The organism is Streptomyces sp. NPDC058758 (assembly GCF_042746075.1).
Lineage (GTDB): Bacteria > Actinomycetota > Actinomycetes > Streptomycetales > Streptomycetaceae > Streptomyces.
Genome location: NZ_JBHYPS010000038.1, coordinates 24,873 through 40,455, shown reverse-complemented (window position 1 = coordinate 40,455; position 15,583 = coordinate 24,873). Strand labels below are relative to the sequence as shown.

At 72.7% G+C, this 15,583-nt stretch carries 16 protein-coding genes; 9 read left to right on the top strand and 7 right to left on the bottom strand.

The window, feature by feature from the left end; all coding sequences use genetic code 11:
• Positions 1–109 precede the first annotated feature (109 nt).
• Entirely contained in the window at positions 110–868 is a 759-nt protein-coding gene (locus ACFW6A_RS31800; RefSeq protein ID WP_386644714.1) for a bleomycin resistance protein, read from the bottom strand.
• A gap of 232 nt (positions 869–1,100) precedes the next feature.
• Here ACFW6A_RS31800 and ACFW6A_RS31795 point away from each other — a divergent pair, with 232 nt between their 5' ends.
• The 3 genes from ACFW6A_RS31795 to ACFW6A_RS31785 are packed head-to-tail and all read left to right on the top strand — an operon-like array spanning position 1,101 to position 2,935.
• The gene (locus tag ACFW6A_RS31795; RefSeq protein ID WP_386644789.1) at positions 1,101–1,820 is read left to right on the top strand and encodes a hypothetical protein; all 720 of its coding nucleotides are present in this window, start codon (positions 1,101–1,103) and stop codon (positions 1,818–1,820) included.
• Positions 1,821–1,880: 60 nt separating this feature from the next.
• Positions 1,881–2,213, top strand: coding sequence for a metalloregulator ArsR/SmtB family transcription factor (locus ACFW6A_RS31790; RefSeq protein WP_351850082.1), 333 nt, complete (start codon positions 1,881–1,883; stop codon positions 2,211–2,213).
• The gene (locus ACFW6A_RS31785; protein ID WP_386644710.1) at positions 2,210–2,935 is read left to right on the top strand and encodes a DUF2071 domain-containing protein; all 726 of its coding nucleotides are present in this window, start codon (positions 2,210–2,212) and stop codon (positions 2,933–2,935) included. The genes ACFW6A_RS31790 and ACFW6A_RS31785 overlap by 4 nt, the downstream gene beginning before the upstream one ends.
• A gap of 105 nt (positions 2,936–3,040) precedes the next feature.
• Here ACFW6A_RS31785 and ACFW6A_RS31780 read toward each other — a convergent pair whose 3' ends face one another.
• Complete coding sequence (locus ACFW6A_RS31780) at positions 3,041–3,664, bottom strand: hypothetical protein (RefSeq protein WP_386644707.1); 624 nt, start codon at positions 3,662–3,664, stop codon at positions 3,041–3,043.
• 222 nt (positions 3,665–3,886) lie between these two features.
• Here ACFW6A_RS31780 and ACFW6A_RS31775 point away from each other — a divergent pair, with 222 nt between their 5' ends.
• From ACFW6A_RS31775 to ACFW6A_RS31760, 4 genes are all read left to right on the top strand, one after another.
• Complete coding sequence (locus ACFW6A_RS31775; RefSeq protein ID WP_351850079.1) at positions 3,887–4,735, top strand: NAD(P)H-binding protein; 849 nt, start codon at positions 3,887–3,889, stop codon at positions 4,733–4,735.
• Between the two features lie 49 nt (positions 4,736–4,784).
• The gene (locus tag ACFW6A_RS31770) at positions 4,785–5,348 is read left to right on the top strand and encodes a hypothetical protein (RefSeq protein WP_386644704.1); all 564 of its coding nucleotides are present in this window, start codon (positions 4,785–4,787) and stop codon (positions 5,346–5,348) included.
• Positions 5,349–5,582: 234 nt separating this feature from the next.
• Positions 5,583–5,972 (top strand): hypothetical protein, encoded by a 390-nt coding sequence (locus ACFW6A_RS31765; protein ID WP_386644701.1) that lies wholly within the window; start codon positions 5,583–5,585, stop codon positions 5,970–5,972.
• A gap of 181 nt (positions 5,973–6,153) precedes the next feature.
• A complete protein-coding gene (locus tag ACFW6A_RS31760) occupies positions 6,154–6,678 on the top strand; it encodes a DUF1877 domain-containing protein (RefSeq protein ID WP_386644698.1) in 525 nt (174 codons plus the stop codon).
• A gap of 86 nt (positions 6,679–6,764) precedes the next feature.
• Here ACFW6A_RS31760 and ACFW6A_RS31755 read toward each other — a convergent pair whose 3' ends face one another.
• Positions 6,765–9,452 (bottom strand): ATP-binding protein, encoded by a 2,688-nt coding sequence (locus tag ACFW6A_RS31755; protein WP_386644695.1) that lies wholly within the window; start codon positions 9,450–9,452, stop codon positions 6,765–6,767.
• Between the two features lie 345 nt (positions 9,453–9,797).
• Here ACFW6A_RS31755 and ACFW6A_RS31750 point away from each other — a divergent pair, with 345 nt between their 5' ends.
• Entirely contained in the window at positions 9,798–10,283 is a 486-nt protein-coding gene (locus tag ACFW6A_RS31750) for a hypothetical protein (RefSeq protein WP_351850072.1), read from the top strand.
• A 127-nt stretch (positions 10,284–10,410) separates the two neighbouring features.
• Positions 10,411–10,647 (top strand): ATP-binding protein, encoded by a 237-nt coding sequence (locus ACFW6A_RS31745; protein WP_386644692.1) that lies wholly within the window; start codon positions 10,411–10,413, stop codon positions 10,645–10,647.
• 24 nt (positions 10,648–10,671) lie between these two features.
• Here ACFW6A_RS31745 and ACFW6A_RS31740 read toward each other — a convergent pair whose 3' ends face one another.
• From ACFW6A_RS31740 to ACFW6A_RS31725, 4 genes are read right to left on the bottom strand one after another with little or no spacing between them, the layout of a single operon-like run.
• Positions 10,672–12,216, bottom strand: coding sequence for an ABC transporter ATP-binding protein (locus ACFW6A_RS31740; RefSeq protein WP_386644689.1), 1,545 nt, complete (start codon positions 12,214–12,216; stop codon positions 10,672–10,674).
• The gene (locus ACFW6A_RS31735; protein ID WP_386644686.1) at positions 12,213–12,998 is read right to left on the bottom strand and encodes an ABC transporter permease; all 786 of its coding nucleotides are present in this window, start codon (positions 12,996–12,998) and stop codon (positions 12,213–12,215) included. The genes ACFW6A_RS31740 and ACFW6A_RS31735 overlap by 4 nt, the downstream gene beginning before the upstream one ends.
• A complete protein-coding gene (locus ACFW6A_RS31730; RefSeq protein WP_386644683.1) occupies positions 12,995–13,948 on the bottom strand; it encodes an ABC transporter permease in 954 nt (317 codons plus the stop codon). Before ACFW6A_RS31730 ends, ACFW6A_RS31735 begins: the two co-directional genes overlap by 4 nt.
• A complete protein-coding gene (locus tag ACFW6A_RS31725) occupies positions 13,945–15,543 on the bottom strand; it encodes an ABC transporter substrate-binding protein (RefSeq protein WP_386644680.1) in 1,599 nt (532 codons plus the stop codon). Before ACFW6A_RS31725 ends, ACFW6A_RS31730 begins: the two co-directional genes overlap by 4 nt.
• Positions 15,544–15,583 lie beyond the last annotated feature (40 nt).

Below are 15,583 nucleotides of genomic sequence, written 5' to 3'. Positions count from 1 at the left end.
CCCTCGCCTCCCACGCCCCGGTACCGGCAGACACCGCCCCATATCTGCCCGGACCGGCCGTACCGGTCCGGCGCCGCCCTTCGGGCTGCCTCCGCCCGCGCCGCCGATCTCACCTCACCTCGCCCCGGCCCGCCCCACCGTCGTGGCCACGCGGTACGGCAAGCTCGCGGTCCAGCAGCTGCGTGAGGCGCTCGAGGTCGTCGCGTGCGGACTCCTGTTCCTCCGCGGTGAGGCGGACCGCCGCGGCCGCGGCGAGCGCGGACGAGGCGGCCTCTTCCTCGCCGAGGCGATCGGCGAGGTCCGCACGCAGCACGAGCAGACGCAGCAGCTGCACGGGCGTGGGCCGCTCGTCCCGCGGGCGCAGGGCCCGGTCGATGATCCTCGCGGCGCCCGCCGGGTCTTCCTTGGAGTCCGCGAGGAGGGCTGCGTGGTGCAGGGCCCGGGCGAAGGGCTCCTCGGGGGCGGGCCGGTGATGCTGGTCGTCGCCCATCGGCTGCCCGACGCGGATGCAGTTGCCGCCCGGATCGCTCATGAGGAACTGCCGCACGCCGTGCGACGTGTCCTTCAGCGGCCCGATGCGCGGCAGCCCGCGGTTCGGCACCCTCCCGTACGCCGCCTTCAGGCTGGCCCGGAAGCTCGCGTGGAGCCCGTCGACGTCATCGGTCTGGACGAGGCACGTACTGAACGACTCGGTCGGTTCATACCGCTTCATCCCGAAGAAGTGGAGCTGTATGCCGCCGCGCTGGACGACCGCGTACGGATTGGGGCTTCTCTGTTCGAAGGTCACCTCGAACCCGAGGGCTGTGTAGAAGTCGAGGACGGGCCGGAGGGTCCGGCACGGCAGGATCGGAACGGTCTTCTCACCCATGCCCCCACTCTAGTCAAAGTTGAATAGTAAGGCAGAGGGTGTGCCGGTGATCCGCTCGAAGCTCCTCGCGCGTTCGCGGCCCCGTCGTCCGCCGGGACGCGACGGCTTCAATCGCCGAGGCGCTCACGAGAGCTTCATGGCAAGATCCGCTTCCGCGACAAGCCGGGGCGGCCGGGGCGCCTGGCCGCCATGTCCCTCACCTCATGCCGGAGGCGGCGCAGTGACCGAGCCCATGACCTACGAGGCGTTTGTCGACCTCGCCGTCGCCGATCCGGCTGTTGTCGGCCTCGTCCTCAAGGGATCCCGGGCGCACGAGGGCATGGCCACCGAGCACTCCGACCACGATCTTTACGTGGTGCTCGCGGACGGCGCGAGGACGGACCTCGTCCACTTCGCCGGGCACCGCAGCCCGGAACTCGACCTCGTCGTCCTCTCCCTGGAGGAGTTCCGCGCCGTCGGCATGCCCGGTTTCGAAAGGTATGCGCTTTCGCGCTCGCGGATCGTACTGGACCGGCTCGACGGGGCCATCGCGCAGATCCTGGCCGCCAAGGCGACACTGGACGCAGAACAGGCGTTCCGGGACGCGGCCGAGTGGCTGGACGCCTACGCCAACTCCCTCTACCGCTCGGTCAAGAACGCCCGTGACGGACATGCCCTCGCGGCCCGGCTCGACGCCGCCGACAGCGTCGGCTTCTTGCTGGAGCTGCTCTTCGCCCTGGACCGCCGCCCCCGCCCTTACAACAAGTACCTGGAGTGGGAGCTCGCCCGCTTCCCGCTGCCCGGCTGGGACACGTGGCAGCTGCTGGACGCCGTGGGTCGCATCTCGGCGACGGGCGACGCATCCGCGCAGCGCCGTCTCTTCGCTCGCGTCGAGACGGCGGCCCGACGGGCCGGACACGGCGCGGTGCTGGACGCGTGGGGCGGAGATCTCCACCTGATGCGCCCGGAGTAGGGGAAGAGCGGCCCTCGCTCCCCCTTGTTAGATACTTAGCTAAGGTGCTAAATATCGAGCATGACAGAAGCTCAGGATGAGGCGGGAGCCTTTCGCGCCCTCGCCGATCCGACGAGGCGACAGATCCTCGAAGACCTCAGAGGCGGCGAGCTCGCGGCCGGCGAGATCGCGGCCAGGTTCGCGATCAGCGCGCCCTCCATCTCGCGACACCTCGGCGTGCTCAAGGGAGCCGGACTGGTCACCGAGCGGCGGGAGGGCAACCGGATCCTCTACGCGCTGGCCCAGGACCGCCTGGCCATCAGCATCGGCCGGTTCCTCAGCGCCGTCTGCCCCGAGCAGATCGTGCTCCGCCACACCACCTGGCGCCCCGGGGCGCAGAACGAGGGATCATGAGGCAGCCGCGACTGTCCAGCGTCATCGAACGACGGCTCCTGGTGAACTACCGAGTCGCCCCGGACGCCGCGGCACGCCTGCTCCCCAGGCCGCTGCGTCCGCAGCTCGTGCACGGCCACGCGGTCGCGGGCATCTGCCTGCTGCGCCTGGGAAGCGTCCGGCCTGCCTGGGCGCCCAAGGCGTTCGGCCTGCGGAGCGAGAACGCGGCACATCGAATCGCCGTCGAGTGGGACGGACCGGACGGCGTCGAGACCGGCGTCTACATCCCGCGGCGCGACACCGCCTCGCGGATCAACGCCTGGGCCGGAGGCCGCCTCTTCCCCGGCGAACACGGCCGGGCCGACTTCGACGTGCACGAGACCCCCGGCCAGGTGCACGTCGCGCTGGCGACCTGGGACGGCGACGCCCGAGTGGACGTCACCATCGAGCCGTCCGACGAGCTGCGGGACAGCGAACTCTTCGCTGATCTCGCCGAGGCTTCCCGTTTCTTCCAGCGCGGGACAAAGGGGTTCTCGGCCACCGGCTCCGGCCGTCACCTGGACGGCATGGAACTGCGGACCGACGCCTGGCGCGTGGAGGCCGGCCGGATCCGCTCCGCCGCGTCGTCCTTCTTCGACGACCCCGACTGCTTCCCGCCGGGAAGCGCGACCCTGGACTGCGCTCTGCTCATGCGCGACGTCCCCGTCAGCTGGCGGCCGCTCCCGGCCATGGCTTCCGAGTAGGCGCGTCCGACTCGCCGACCGAAGCGCTCTCGGCGGGCCGTTCTCCCCCTGAACAACCGCCGTTCGGCAGCCTGCGGACGGCCCGGCCGACCGGGAATCGCCCCCTCAGTATCCCCAGCCGGCGTAGACGGTGACGTTCTCGCCGGTCTCCCTGGCTCCGACGCACACGTCCCGCCAGTCGAGCAGCCAGCCGCTGGAGCGGCACTTCTCCCGCTGGAGGCCCAGTGCGCGGATGATCTCCGGCCGGGACAGGCCGTCCTCGCTGATGACCGTCGCGGCGCGCCAGCAGCCGCCGGAACCGCAGCCGATGCCCTCCTCGACCACGGTGATGCCCGGCGGAAACGCGGGGAGGGCCTTGGACGACGGGGCGTCCGAGCCTTCGCCGAGCATCAGCGCGTACAGGAGACCGGCCACGAGGGTGAGGGCGAACTGCGTCCCCAGAAAGCCGATCGCCCCCTTGCGGAGGGAGACCCACTGCGGGGGAGGGGGGCCGCCGTGCCGTCCTTCCAGCCCCGCGCCGCAGGCGATGAGCAAGGGCGCGAGAACCGTGAACACGAGATGGGCGTCGGGCCCGGGGGCGTCGATCCAGCCCTGCTGCACGCCGATCAGCAGACCGGCACCGGCGAGCAGCGCGCCGCCGATGAGGAACCCGACGGGTCGGGTGCGGGCCATCGCCATCCAGACGACGGCGGGCGCGACGGCGAAGAACATCCCCAGGACGGTCAGCATGTACGAAGGACGTGCGATCCCGAGCGCCCGGTTCCGCGTGACCCGGACCCACCTCAAGACCACCCGGCGCTCCCTGACGAAACGTTCGACCCGGGCCGGGTCCGTCGACCGGGCAGTGCTCCCTCTGCGCCGCGGCCGCAGCCGGACGCCCTCTTGACCTGAAGTTTGGTCGAGGTTCTAGCGTGGCGCCTGCTTGACCGACCGACGACGGGAGACATCCTCGTGATCCTCGTGACCGGAGCCACCGGAAACATAGGCAGCGCCCTGCTGAAGGAGTTGCACGCGCGCGGTGCCGGACCGCTGAGGGGGCTCACCCGCGACGCGGATCGGGCCGCCTTCCCCGAAGGAACCGAGGCCGTGGAGGGCGACTTGGCGGAGCCCGCGTCGCTGAAACCCGCGCTGACAGGGGTGCGCTCGCTGTTCCTCGTGTCGCGTCTGGGCGCGGACGCCGGCATCCTCGAAGCCGCCCGGAAGGCGGGCGTGGAGCACGTGGTGCTGGTGTCGTCCATCACCGTCCAGACCCACCCGCACCTGGGCCCCGCCGGCGAGAACCTGGCGGTGGAGGAGCTGCTCAAGGAGAGCGGCATGGCGTGGACGATCCTGCGCCCGACGCAGTTCGCGTCGAACGCCCTGATGTGGGCCGCCTCCATCCGCGGCGGCGAGACCGTCCGCGCGCCCTACGCCGAGACCGCGCTGCCGACCATCCACCCCGCGGACGTCGCCTCGGTGGCGCGCGTGGCGCTGACCGAGCCCGGCCACCACGGACGCACGTACGCCCTGACCGGCCCGGAGCCGGTGACCGCCCGACAGCAGGTCGAGGCCATCGCGGCGGTACTGGGCCGCGAGGTTCCCTTCGCCGAGATCAGCCGCCGGCAGGCCCGCGCGCAGATGGTCGCGGTCTTCGGGCCCGAGGCCGCGGACGCCGTACTCGACGTCACCGGCGGAGACGTGAACCCCGAGTTGCTGAGGGTCCGCGACACGGTTTCCAGGGTCACCGGAGCACCGGCCCGCCCGTTCCGCCGCTGGGCCGCGGAGAACGCCGACGCCTTCCGTCGAACCGCCGGGGCCTGACGGCGAGGACGTCTACCCGGGCGCCGCCGCGGCGCTGATCCCGTTCTTCGTGGCCGAACGGGACCGCACCTACGAGGTCGCCTCCGGCGTCGTGCTCGCCGCGTCCCTGCTGCCGTCGGTGGCGCAGCCGTTGCTCGGGCTCATCCCCGACCGCGGCGGTCACAGCACGAGGGGCCGGTTCTCCCTCGGCGACAACATCGGCTTCGCGCTCGCCGGCACCGCCCTGTGCGTGCCCGCCCTGCGGATGCTCGCCCGGCCCCGTACCGGCACGGCCAGAACTCAGGTGCCTCCCGGTACGGACGACGTGGCTCCGTTCAGAGCCCCTGGGGGTGAGGCATACGCTGCCCTCATGGCCGATGCGAAGACCACCACGACCGACTGCGACCGGCTGGTCGAGCTCGTGGTGCCACCTGCCGCGCCCGTGGACGCGCACGGCGACTGGACCGCCGCGGAGACGGCGATCGGCACTCGACTTCCCGGCGACTACAAACGGCTCGTCGAGACCTACGGGTGGGGGGGAGTTCTGCGATCTCCTCTCCCTCCGGACACCGTTCGGCACGAGCGAGCACAACGGCCTCGCGTGGCGGAGCGCACACCTCACGGGATCCCCTGAACGAGACCCCGGCCGCTCCCCCCCCATCCGCCGCACCCGGCCCCTGGCGGGCTGCTCGTCTGGGGCACCACCGCGAATGCCGACCGACTGTGCTGGCTCACCGGCGGGTCCCCCGACGACTGGCCCGTCGTGGTGTGGGGCAACGAAGGCCGGTACGAGACCTACCCCCTCAGTACGCCGGCATTCATCGAAGGCTGGGCCGCCGGACGTGTCGGCTCCCGTCTGCTCAGCGACATGGAACCGGGCCTGGTCCCATGGTTCAACGCCTTCCGTCCCCGCCTCCACCGCTGCCTGCACCTGTCCGCGAGCCCCACTGCCCACCCCGAGCGCCTGCGGCGACTGCGCGAGGCACTGGCTCCCACCACGGACCGGGGTTCATGGCGCTCCACGTCCGACGAGACGGGACAGGACCACTTCGCGACCGTCGACACCGACTGGCTGCTCACCTACGACGCGTCCCGCCCCCACCAGATACGGATCGACTTCCCGCCCGAAGACAGCGAACAGGTCCGGCAGCGCCTCCTCACCGCTGCGCAGCTCATGGGATGCGAGGTCCTCCGGATCACCACCGCGTCCGGACGACCCCTGCCCACGTGGGACACCGCCACGGACGAGGACGAATAGCCCGGCACAGCGGACGGCGGTCAACGGACGGCGATTCCGACCGCGAGAACGGCACCGGCCAACTGGACCGGTCGCCAGGTGCCCATGAACGGGCCGAGCCATCGTCCGAGCAAGCGGCCCGGGAACCCCACGAGAAGACCACGCGGGGAAAACCGATGGACACCGTCGGGACACTGTCGCCATGGCCATCACGCAACAACTCGCCCGAATCCCGGCGGAGTACCTCGCTTCCTGCCGCCGGTCCGCCGCCACGTCGCCGGAGGGAGACCCGCTCTGGGACCCGCCGCCCGCGGACGTCCTCGACCTGGACTGGGCGCCGTTCCTGATCGAACGGGTCGGCGAGCTGGGAGGCCTCGGCGACGTCCACCGGAAGGCTCTCCGGCAGGCTCTCGACGGCGACACCGCCATCGAGCTCGCCTTCCTCCACACGCGTCCGCACACCATCGCCCCCTTCGGGCCGGCCCCCACGGCCCTCTCCGCGGTGCAGGTGGATCGCGTTGCGCAGCTGCTCGGGGAGATCGACTTTCCGGCCCTCCTGGCCGCTCTGCCGACGGACGAAGCGGAGGCCGCCGCCCTGCTCGGCAACGGCGCGGACGAGATCGTCGGGGGCCCGGGGGCGTACGCGCTGCGGCACTTCGACGCCCTGCGCGAGTTCTACCGGGGCGCGTCCCGACGGCGGCTCCTCGTCGTGCTCTGGTGGGACTGACGCCGACCGCCACCCCGTCGGCCCGCACCGGCGGCCGGGGAACCACGCGCACTTCCGCCGGGCCCCGTCGGGCATCGCCGGAGCCGTCAATCGAGCAGCCCTTGGTCCTGGAGCCGGGCCTGCAGGGAGTAGTGCAGCGCCGGGTCGCCGTTGGCCAGGGTGATCTGGAGCACCTGCCGTGCCCTGCGCCTCGCTTGCGAGCGTCGCCCGGCTTTCTCCAGGGCCAGCGCGGAGACGAGTACGGCGGAAGCCTGGAGGCTTCGGTCGCCGGCGGCCACGGCCGCCCGGTCGCCGGTGGACGCGGCCGTCAGCGATTCCTCGACACGATCCAGTGCCACAAGGCAGTGCGACAACACGGTCCAGGCCCGGCTCGCGGCCGCCGGATCCTCCTGCGCGTCGAACAGCGCGGCGGCCTCTCCGGCGGCGTCCGCCGCCGCCAGGTGATCGCCCAACGCGCTGCGAGCCGCGGACACGTTGAGGAGCGTGCGCGCCAGGTCCTTCCCGCGGCTCGTGTTCCGCAACTCGCGGAGGGCGTCCTCGTAAAGGGACACGGCCTCGGCGTAATGGCCCGCGGCGTGGTGCAGTTCAGCGAAACAGACCATGGCCGAGGCCAGTCGCTCGTTCTCCCCCAGGTGCCGCCACACCCGGAGGGAAAGCCGCGCCGCCGTGGAGAGATCCTCGAGCAGGCCTTGCGGACGGGGTTCGTGGGCCGGCAGGCCCCGGGCGACGTCCATCGCCGTCGTCGCGAGGAGCCGGCCGGCTCCTCGCCATGCCGCGTTCCCGGCCTCGGCCGCACGCAGGAACGCCTCCAGGGCGGAATCGAGAGCGGCCAGAGCCCCGGCCCTCCGGTCCCCGGCGTTCTGGTGGCGCGCCTCCTCGATGTGCGTGAGGGTCTCCAGACGGGCGTCTCCGTGCGACCGCGACAGGCGCAGGGCCGTCCGGGTCGCCTCGGCGGGCACGGTTTCGCCGAGGTTCGTCCCGGTCGCGGCACGCACGATCACGTGGAGCAGCGGAACGGCCAGGAGCTGTTCCCGGCCTTCCAGCAGGGACACGGCCCGCTGGGCGGCGCGGAGCAGTTCGGCGATCTTCGCGTGGACCCGCGTACGCGTCCTGACCGATCGCTCGAACAGCGGCTCGGGGGCGAAGTCCGCGAGGCAGGCCAGGGCGGGGTCCGCGGTGTGCTCCAGACGGGCACCCAGTGCCCAGGCACGACCGGCCACGGCCCACAGGAGGTTGTCGGAGCCGGGGGCGCCCGCGGCCACGGAGGCGAGCCGGCGGGACGTCTCGATGAGTTCGGCCGTCTGACCGCGGTGGCGGTGGAGGCGCACCAGCGCCTCCAGTATCCGCAGGGCGGCGTCGACGTCGTCGAACGTGACTCCCAGGGAGACCGCGGCCCGGAGGTTGAGGTTCTCCCGGTCGAACCAGGCGAGGACGTCCTGCACCTGAGAACCGTGGGACACCGGGTTCCCTGCCCTGCGCGCCGTACGCAGGGCCTCCCCGGCCGCCGACGCCTTGGCCGCATAGTGGTTGAGCAGCCGCTCTGAGGGCAGCCGCTGGTCGTCCCCGTGACTGCGCGAGAGTTCGATGGCGTAGTCGCGGATCAGATCGTGCTGGCGCCACGCCCCACCGCCGACGTGCTCGATCATGTGGGCCCGGGCCAGCTCGTGAAGATCGGGACGGGCCTCGTGGAGGGGCTTGCCCAGGAGCTGTACCGCGGTCTCCATGCCGAAATGAGGGCCCGGATGGACCGGAAGGAGCCGGAAGAGGCGAGCCGGTCCGCTCCCCAGACGCTGGTACGACAGGTTGAACGCCGCACGCACGGCCCGCTCCCCGTCGTCCAGGACGTCCAGCTTGCTGCCGGCCCGCGCGAGATCGCCGGCCAGCTCCGCCGGCGTCAGGCCGGGCGCACCGGCCAGCAGGGCGGTCACGATGTGAAGGGCCAGCGGCAGGTGGCCGCAGAGGTCGCACAGCCGCCGCAGACCGCCCTGGTCCTCGTGGACGCGGGGATCCCAAGCGGCCACCTGCGCCAGCTGCCGCCTGACCAGCGCCGCGGAGTCATCGCCTGCCAGCGTTCGCAGGGCCAGGGTGCGCGAGCCCCGCAGGGTCAGGGTGTGCCGCGAGGTGATCACCGTCCGGTGCCTGCGGGAGCGCGGCAACAGATCGGCCACCTGGTGGCTCGTCGACGCGTTGTCCAGAACGAGGAGACAGCTGCGCCCCTGCGCGGCCAGGTCGTTGAGCAGCCGGTGGTACCGCACGGCCTGGTGCTGCGGAGCGACGGCGCCCGCGGCGTCCTTGTCGAGCGCGTGGAGCAGCGGGCCGTACACCTGAGAGGGGCCCAGCCTGCGCTCGGGATCGAGGGCGTAGCCGTTGAGGTCGACGAAGACGGCTCCGCCGGGAAACCAGCCCCGGGCCACCCCCTCGGCGGCGGCCACGCGGGCGAGCGCGGTCTTCCCGATCCCCGCGAGCCCGGCCACGGCCGACACCACCACGGTGCCCTCCGCTTCACGTCCGGGATCGAGGGCGCCGAGAACGGAGCCGAGTTCGGCGTCCCGTCCGACGAAGACCTCGGCGACCCCCTCCGTTCTCGGCAGGACCTCTTCCACCAGCACGACCGCTTCCGGCGCGGACACATGGTGGTGGATCTCCGTGACCCGCAGGTCGCCGCCCGCTTGGACGACGCGGCCGCCCGAGGCCGCCTCCGCGGTCTGCCGGACCGTCGTGCGATCCCACCCGGCACCGTCACCCGAGGCCATCGACGCCGTGCCCGGAACCATCCTGCGCCCCCCTTGTCCCCCGGACACCCGCCGGCAACGGAACTCCCGTTCCTCGAACGAGTGACCTGCCCAGCATGCTTCATCCCGGGCAGCCCGAGGCCACGAAAGGAAAATCGACCCCCTTCACGAGAAAACCCCGGAGGGAGGCGCAGCCGAACCTCGGCCACCTCGCCGACCCCACACCGAACCGCCCCGCACCCACCTGCTCCCCACCCACCTGCTCTTACCCCCACGGAGAGGAACCCGCGCCCCACGCCCGCCCGGTGACCACCTCGGGCGGGCGTATCGGCCCGGGTCGATGAAACACGGATGCGAGCCCGTGGTGCCGAGGGTTACAACGAGGGGATGACCGTCTTCCTCTGTGCCAAGTGCGGCACCGCGATCACACCGGGCCTGGCGGAACTCGCCGCCGTTCCCGACTTCTCCGTCGGCGAGCGGGACCGGGACGAGAAGACGCGTCGGGCGCCCTCCACCGTTCCGCGCGGCTGCTACGCGATCGATCCGGCACCCTGGGGACCTCCCTACGTCGTCCAGGACGACCAGAGGAACCCGAAGCCCGCTCAGCCGCGGGGGCCCCGGATCCGCGGTGAAGAAGGCTTCGTCATGTCAGCCGGCACCCGGCGGACAGTGCTGGTGCACCCCGCCGACGCCGCCGCCCTCGAGGCGTTGCCCAACGGGGAGAACAACACCGGGTGCTGCGGGCCGGCGGGCGATGAAGGGCTCAACCGTGCCTGTCCCTGCGGCGCTCGGGTCGCGACCCTCGCGGCCGACTGCCTGGGGCCCTACGAACTGCACCTGGACCCCGTCCGCACCTACGCGTTCTCCCCGTAGGCCTCCGACTCGCACGCGGAGAACGCCCCCCCGTTCCGTCGGGCGGCGGATCAAGGCCGCCGGGTTCCCCTGGAACGAGTCGCGGTGGGCCTTCGCTCTCGACGCCGACCCCAGCACCGTCCCCGCGGTGGTCGGCACCCTCGCCGGCATGCTCGTGAACGAGCCGGTCGAGGCCGCCCACGAGAAGCAGCCGAACAAGCCCATCGCCCGCTGGGATCGCGTCGGCCTGCTCTGTACCGACGAACTGGGCTCCATGGAACTCGGCCGCCGTGGCGCCGAGTTCCTCTTCCAGGTGTTTGCCGGGCGCGAGGAGAAGAGCGGCGTCGCCCTCGCCTCGAACGAGTCGTCCGGCTGCTGGACCTGAACCTCCGCCGGCGCGTCCTCCGTCTCAGACGCGCGTTCGCGCGGGCGGTCGGGCGGCGGTCTCCAGCAGGCGGACGCTGAGGGGGTGCCGCGGGGCTGCGAGGAGCCGCTGGGCGGGGCCTTCCTCGACGACGCCGCCGGCCTCCAGGACGGCGATACGGGTGGCCAGCGCGGCCGTGGTCAGGTCGTGGGTGATCAGCACGAGGCACAGGTCGTCCCGGTCGCGCACGAGTCCGGCGAGCGTGTCGAGGATTCCCTGCCGGGTGACGGGATCGAGGCCGGAGGTGATCTCGTCGCAGACCAGTACGCGGGGCCGGGCCAGCAGGGCGCGGGCCAGCGCGGCGCGCTGGAGCTCCCCGCCCGACAGCCGGCCGGGGCGGCGGCGGACCAGGTCTTCGTCCAGGCCGAGGCCGGCGAGGGTGGTGAGCGCCTCGGCCAGGGCGTCCGCCTCCGCCGTCTCGCGCAGCCGCACCGCCGTCCGGGCCACCTGGACGAGAACCGGGCGGTACTCGTCGAACGCGGCCCGGGCGTCCTGGAAGACGTACTGGACGGCGGCGAGTTCGTCACGGGTCCGGTCCCGCAGGCTGCGGGGGAGCGGGACTCCGGCGAGGAGGACCTCACCGTCGTGATCGCGGTGCAGGCCGGCGATGCTGCGCCCCAGGGTGGTCTTCCCGCTGCCCGAACGGCCGACGACCGCCAGGCACTCCCCGGCGCGCAGGACGAGTTCGGGAGTGCGAAGGACGACGGTTCGGCCGTGGCGTGCGGTGAGGGGGCCGACCCGGAGGAGTTCGCCGCCTCCGGGAGCCGGCTCGATGCGGGTGGCCGTGGTCTCGGACGCCAGGAGCCGGGACGTCCAGGGGTGCCGGGGCGCACGCCACAGGCGCTCTGCGGGAGCGGACTCCACCACCCGCCCGTCGCGCATGACCAGGACCTCGTCGGCGAGCGCGCGCACGACGTCCAGGTCGTGACTGAGCAGGACGACGGCGATGCCCTGCCGGGACACGGCGGCGAGCTGTTCGACGACGCGCCGCTTCGTCAGGGCGTCCTGGCCCGTGGTCGGCTCATCGGCCACGATCACCCTGGCGCCCAGCAACAGCGCCTGCGCGAGGACGACGCGCTGTTGCTGGCCGCCCGACAACTGGTGGGGATAGCGCCCCAGCATCGTCTCTGCGTCGGACACCTGGGCCAGCGACAGGGCCTCCAGGACGCGCTCGCCGACGGCGGCCCGGCGCTGTCGCCGCGGCAGGTGCCGTACCCGCGTGCGGGCGACGTCCCGCAGCAGGGCGCCGACGCGGCGCGCGGGATTGAGGACCGCGCCCGGGTGCTGGGGGACGTATCCGACCGGCTCGGCGGGCACGCGGACGTCTCCGGTGACGCGTGCGCCCGCCGGGTACTCGCCGAGCAGCGCGAGGCCCGTGGTGGTCTTTCCGCTGCCGGAAGCGCCGACGAGGGCGGTGACCGTGCCGGGGAGCAGCCGGAGGTTCACACCGTCGACGATCGCCCGGCCGCCGACGCGCACACGCAGGTTCTCGATCTCGGCGACCGCGTTCACGGCGTTCACGGCGTTCACGTCTGTTTCCCCTTCTCCAGTCGGGCGTCGACGAGCAGGTTGGTTCCCATGGTCAGGGCGACGATGAGCAGGGCGGGGACGACCACGGCCCAGGGCTGGACGAACAGCCCGGTGCGGTTGCGGTCCACCATCACCGCCCAGTCGGCCGCGTCGGGCTCGACCCCGACGCCGAGGAAGGCCGCAGTGGCGACGAGATACAGCACGCCGGTCAGCCTGACGCCCGCATCGGCGGCGAGCGTGCGCGTGAGGGACCGGCCGACATAGCCGACGGCCGTGCGCCACCAGGTCTCGCCCTGCATGCGCAGCGCTTCGACCGCCGGCCGCGACGCGGCTTCGGCCGCCGCCGCCCTCACGATCCGGGCGGCGTCGGGGATGTTGACGAGGGCCACCAGGAGACCGAGGCCGGCGGCCCCCGGGGTGAAGACGGCGGCGACGAGCAGGATCATCAGCAAGGAGGGCACGGCGAGCAGTACGTCCAGCGGCCGCATCAACAGCTCTTCCAGCCACGTGCGACGGGTGAGCGCCCCGACGAGACCCACGGGGAGCGCCACCAGATAGGCGAGGGCCGTCGCCCCGAGCGCCACGAGCACCACCGAACGCCCGCCGAGCAGGATCTGCCGCCCGACGTCCCGGCCGACGAAGTCGGTGCCCAGCCAGTGCCCGCCGCCCAGCGTGAACGAGGCCGTGCGTGCGCCGGGTTCTCCCGCGAACAGCGGACCCACGAGAGCCAGCGCGAGGGGAATCCCGACGAGCACCGCGCCGAGGACGGAACGGGACCTCATGCGGCCACCTCCGACCGGGGGGCGAAGCGGCGTGCGACCAGATCGGCGCCGAGGTTGAGGACGACGGTGGTGACGCCGAAGACGACGGCAAGGCCCTGGACGACGGGAACGTCGCGTTCGGCGACGGCGTTCATCAGCACCGTGCCGAGGCCGGGGATCACGTACAGCGCCTCCACGACGATGACACCGCACAGCAGCCAGTCGACGGTGCGGGCCAGTTGCTGGCCGGCCGGGGCGAGGGCGTTGGGCAGGGCGTGTCCGTACCGGACGCGGCGCCCCGGGACGCCGTAGCGGCGGGCGTGGGCCACGTACGGGGAGGCGAGCGCGTCGATCATGCCGGCGCGCACGAGCCGGGCGAGGGAGCACACCGGCCGGGACAGCAGGACGAGCACGGGCAGCACCAGCGCGGCGGGGTGGGCGAGGAGGTCGGAGCCGTGGCCGACGGCGGTCGGCGGGAGCCAGCCCAGGCGCAGGGCGAAGACCGTGACGAGCAGCATGCCGAAGGCGAACTCGGGCACGGCGTACGCGCCGAGCATCACCGAACTGACCAGCCGGTCGACGATCCGTCCTTCGTGGCGGGCGGCGAGGACCCCCAGCCCGACGCCGAGCGGGACGAGGAGCGCGACGGTCAGGACCGCGAGCAGCAGCGTGGGCCCGAACCCGTCGGTGATGTACGTGGTGACCGGCCGCCCGGAGGCCAGGGAGGTCCCGAAGTCGCCGTGCGACAGCCCGGCGGCCCAGTCCGCCAGGCGTTCGTGCGCGGGCCGGTCGAGGTCCATCGCCTCGCGGAGGGCGGCGATGCGCTGCGGGTCGGGCTGGTCGCCGGCGAGGGCGACGGCGGCGTCGCCCGGCAGTGCCTCGGTGAGGGCGAAGACGAGCAGCACGACCGCCGCCGTCTGCGCCGCACCGAGCAGGAGCCGCCGGACGATCCAGGACCGCAGTCCGCTCACGCGAGCCACACCTTGTCGAAGCGGGCCCAGTCGAGGGAGTTGGCGGGCGCCTTCTCCTCGACGCCCCTGACGTTCTTCGCCGTGCCGAGGATCCAGTCGGCGAAGCCCCAGATCAGGAAGCCGCCTTCGGCGTGCAGACGGCGCTGCATGCGCTCGTAGATCGCGGCCCGCTCGGCGGGGTCCCGGGTGGACTGCGCCTGCTGGTACAGGGCGTCGAAGTCCTTGTGCCGCCACCGGGTGGCGTTGGTGGTGGAACCGGTCAGCAGGCGCTGGGAGAGGTGGGACTCGATGGGCATGGCGCCCGAGCGGTAGGAGGCGAAGGTGCCGGAGTCGAGGATGTCCTTCCAGTAGCTGTCCTTGCTGCCGGTCCTGATGGTGACCGCGACGCCGGCTTCGGCCGCCTGGTCGCGGAAGATGGCGGCCGCCTCGGTGAAGCCGGCGGCGACGGGCGAGGTGTCGAGGGTGACCTCGAGGTTCTCGGCGCCGGCCTGCTCGAGCAGGGCCTTGGCCCGGTCGAGGTCCTGCTTCCGCTGGGGCAGCCCGGCGGCGTAGTACTCGTACCCCTTGCCGAACAGGTCGTTGCCTATCTCGCCCGCGCCGGACAGGGCGCCGTCGACCAGCTCCTGGCGGTCGGCGATCAGGAAGAAGGCCTCCCGCACCCGCTTGTCGTCGAACGGCGGGCGGTCGGTCTTCATGACGAAGCCCTGCATGGCGCTGTTGCGGAGCCGGATGATCTGGACCTGTCCCGTGCCCTCGTGGGCGCGGGCGGTGGTGGGGTTGAGCTCGTGGGCGTATTCGACCTGTCCGCCGAGCAGGGCGTGGATGCGGGCGGACTCCTCGTTGGCGACGATGAACTCCAGCTCGTCCAGGTACGGGGCGCCGTCCCAGTAGTCCTCGTTGCGCCTGAGGACGGCGGACTTGCCGGGCGCGAAGGAGACGAAGCGGAACGGGCCGCTGCCGACCGGATCGCCGTCGAAGTCCTGCTCGCCCTCGGGCACGATGTACGCGCCGAACGCGGCGAGCACGTTGGGGAACTCGGCGGTCGGGCGCTTGAGGACGAACTCGACGGTCCGTTCGTCCAGGGCACGGCTGGCCGCGAGGTCGACGGGTTCCAGGGACGCCTTGGCGCGGAACGCCTTCTTCGGATCGGTGATGCGCCGGTAGCTGTACAGGACGTCCTCGGCGGTGACCGGCCTGCCGTCGTGGAAGACGGCCTCGCGCAGCGTGACCTTCCAGCGGTCCAGGCCGGCGCCGGGCTCCCACCCCGCGGCCAGACGCGGCCGGGCGGACAGGTCGGGGCCGTAGTCGGCGAGCTTGTCGAACAGGGCCTTGGCGCGGGCGGCGTCCGCGAAGAGGTTGGCGAGGTGCGGGTCGAGGGTCTCGCTCGCGCCGCCGCCGGCGAACGCCGCGCGCAGGCGCCCGCCGCGGCGGGGCTCGCCGCCGGCCTCGGCGGCGTCGGCGGCGGGCCCGGAGCCGGGCCCGGAGCAGCCTGCCAGGGCGAGGGCGCCGAGACCGGCGGCGCCTCCGGCGACGGCGAGAAAGCCCCGGCGGCGCAGACCGGGGGAGCGGGGGTCGGACACGGGGACGACGTTCATGACGGTGTTCCTTGCTGCTGGGCGAGCGGATGGACCAGGG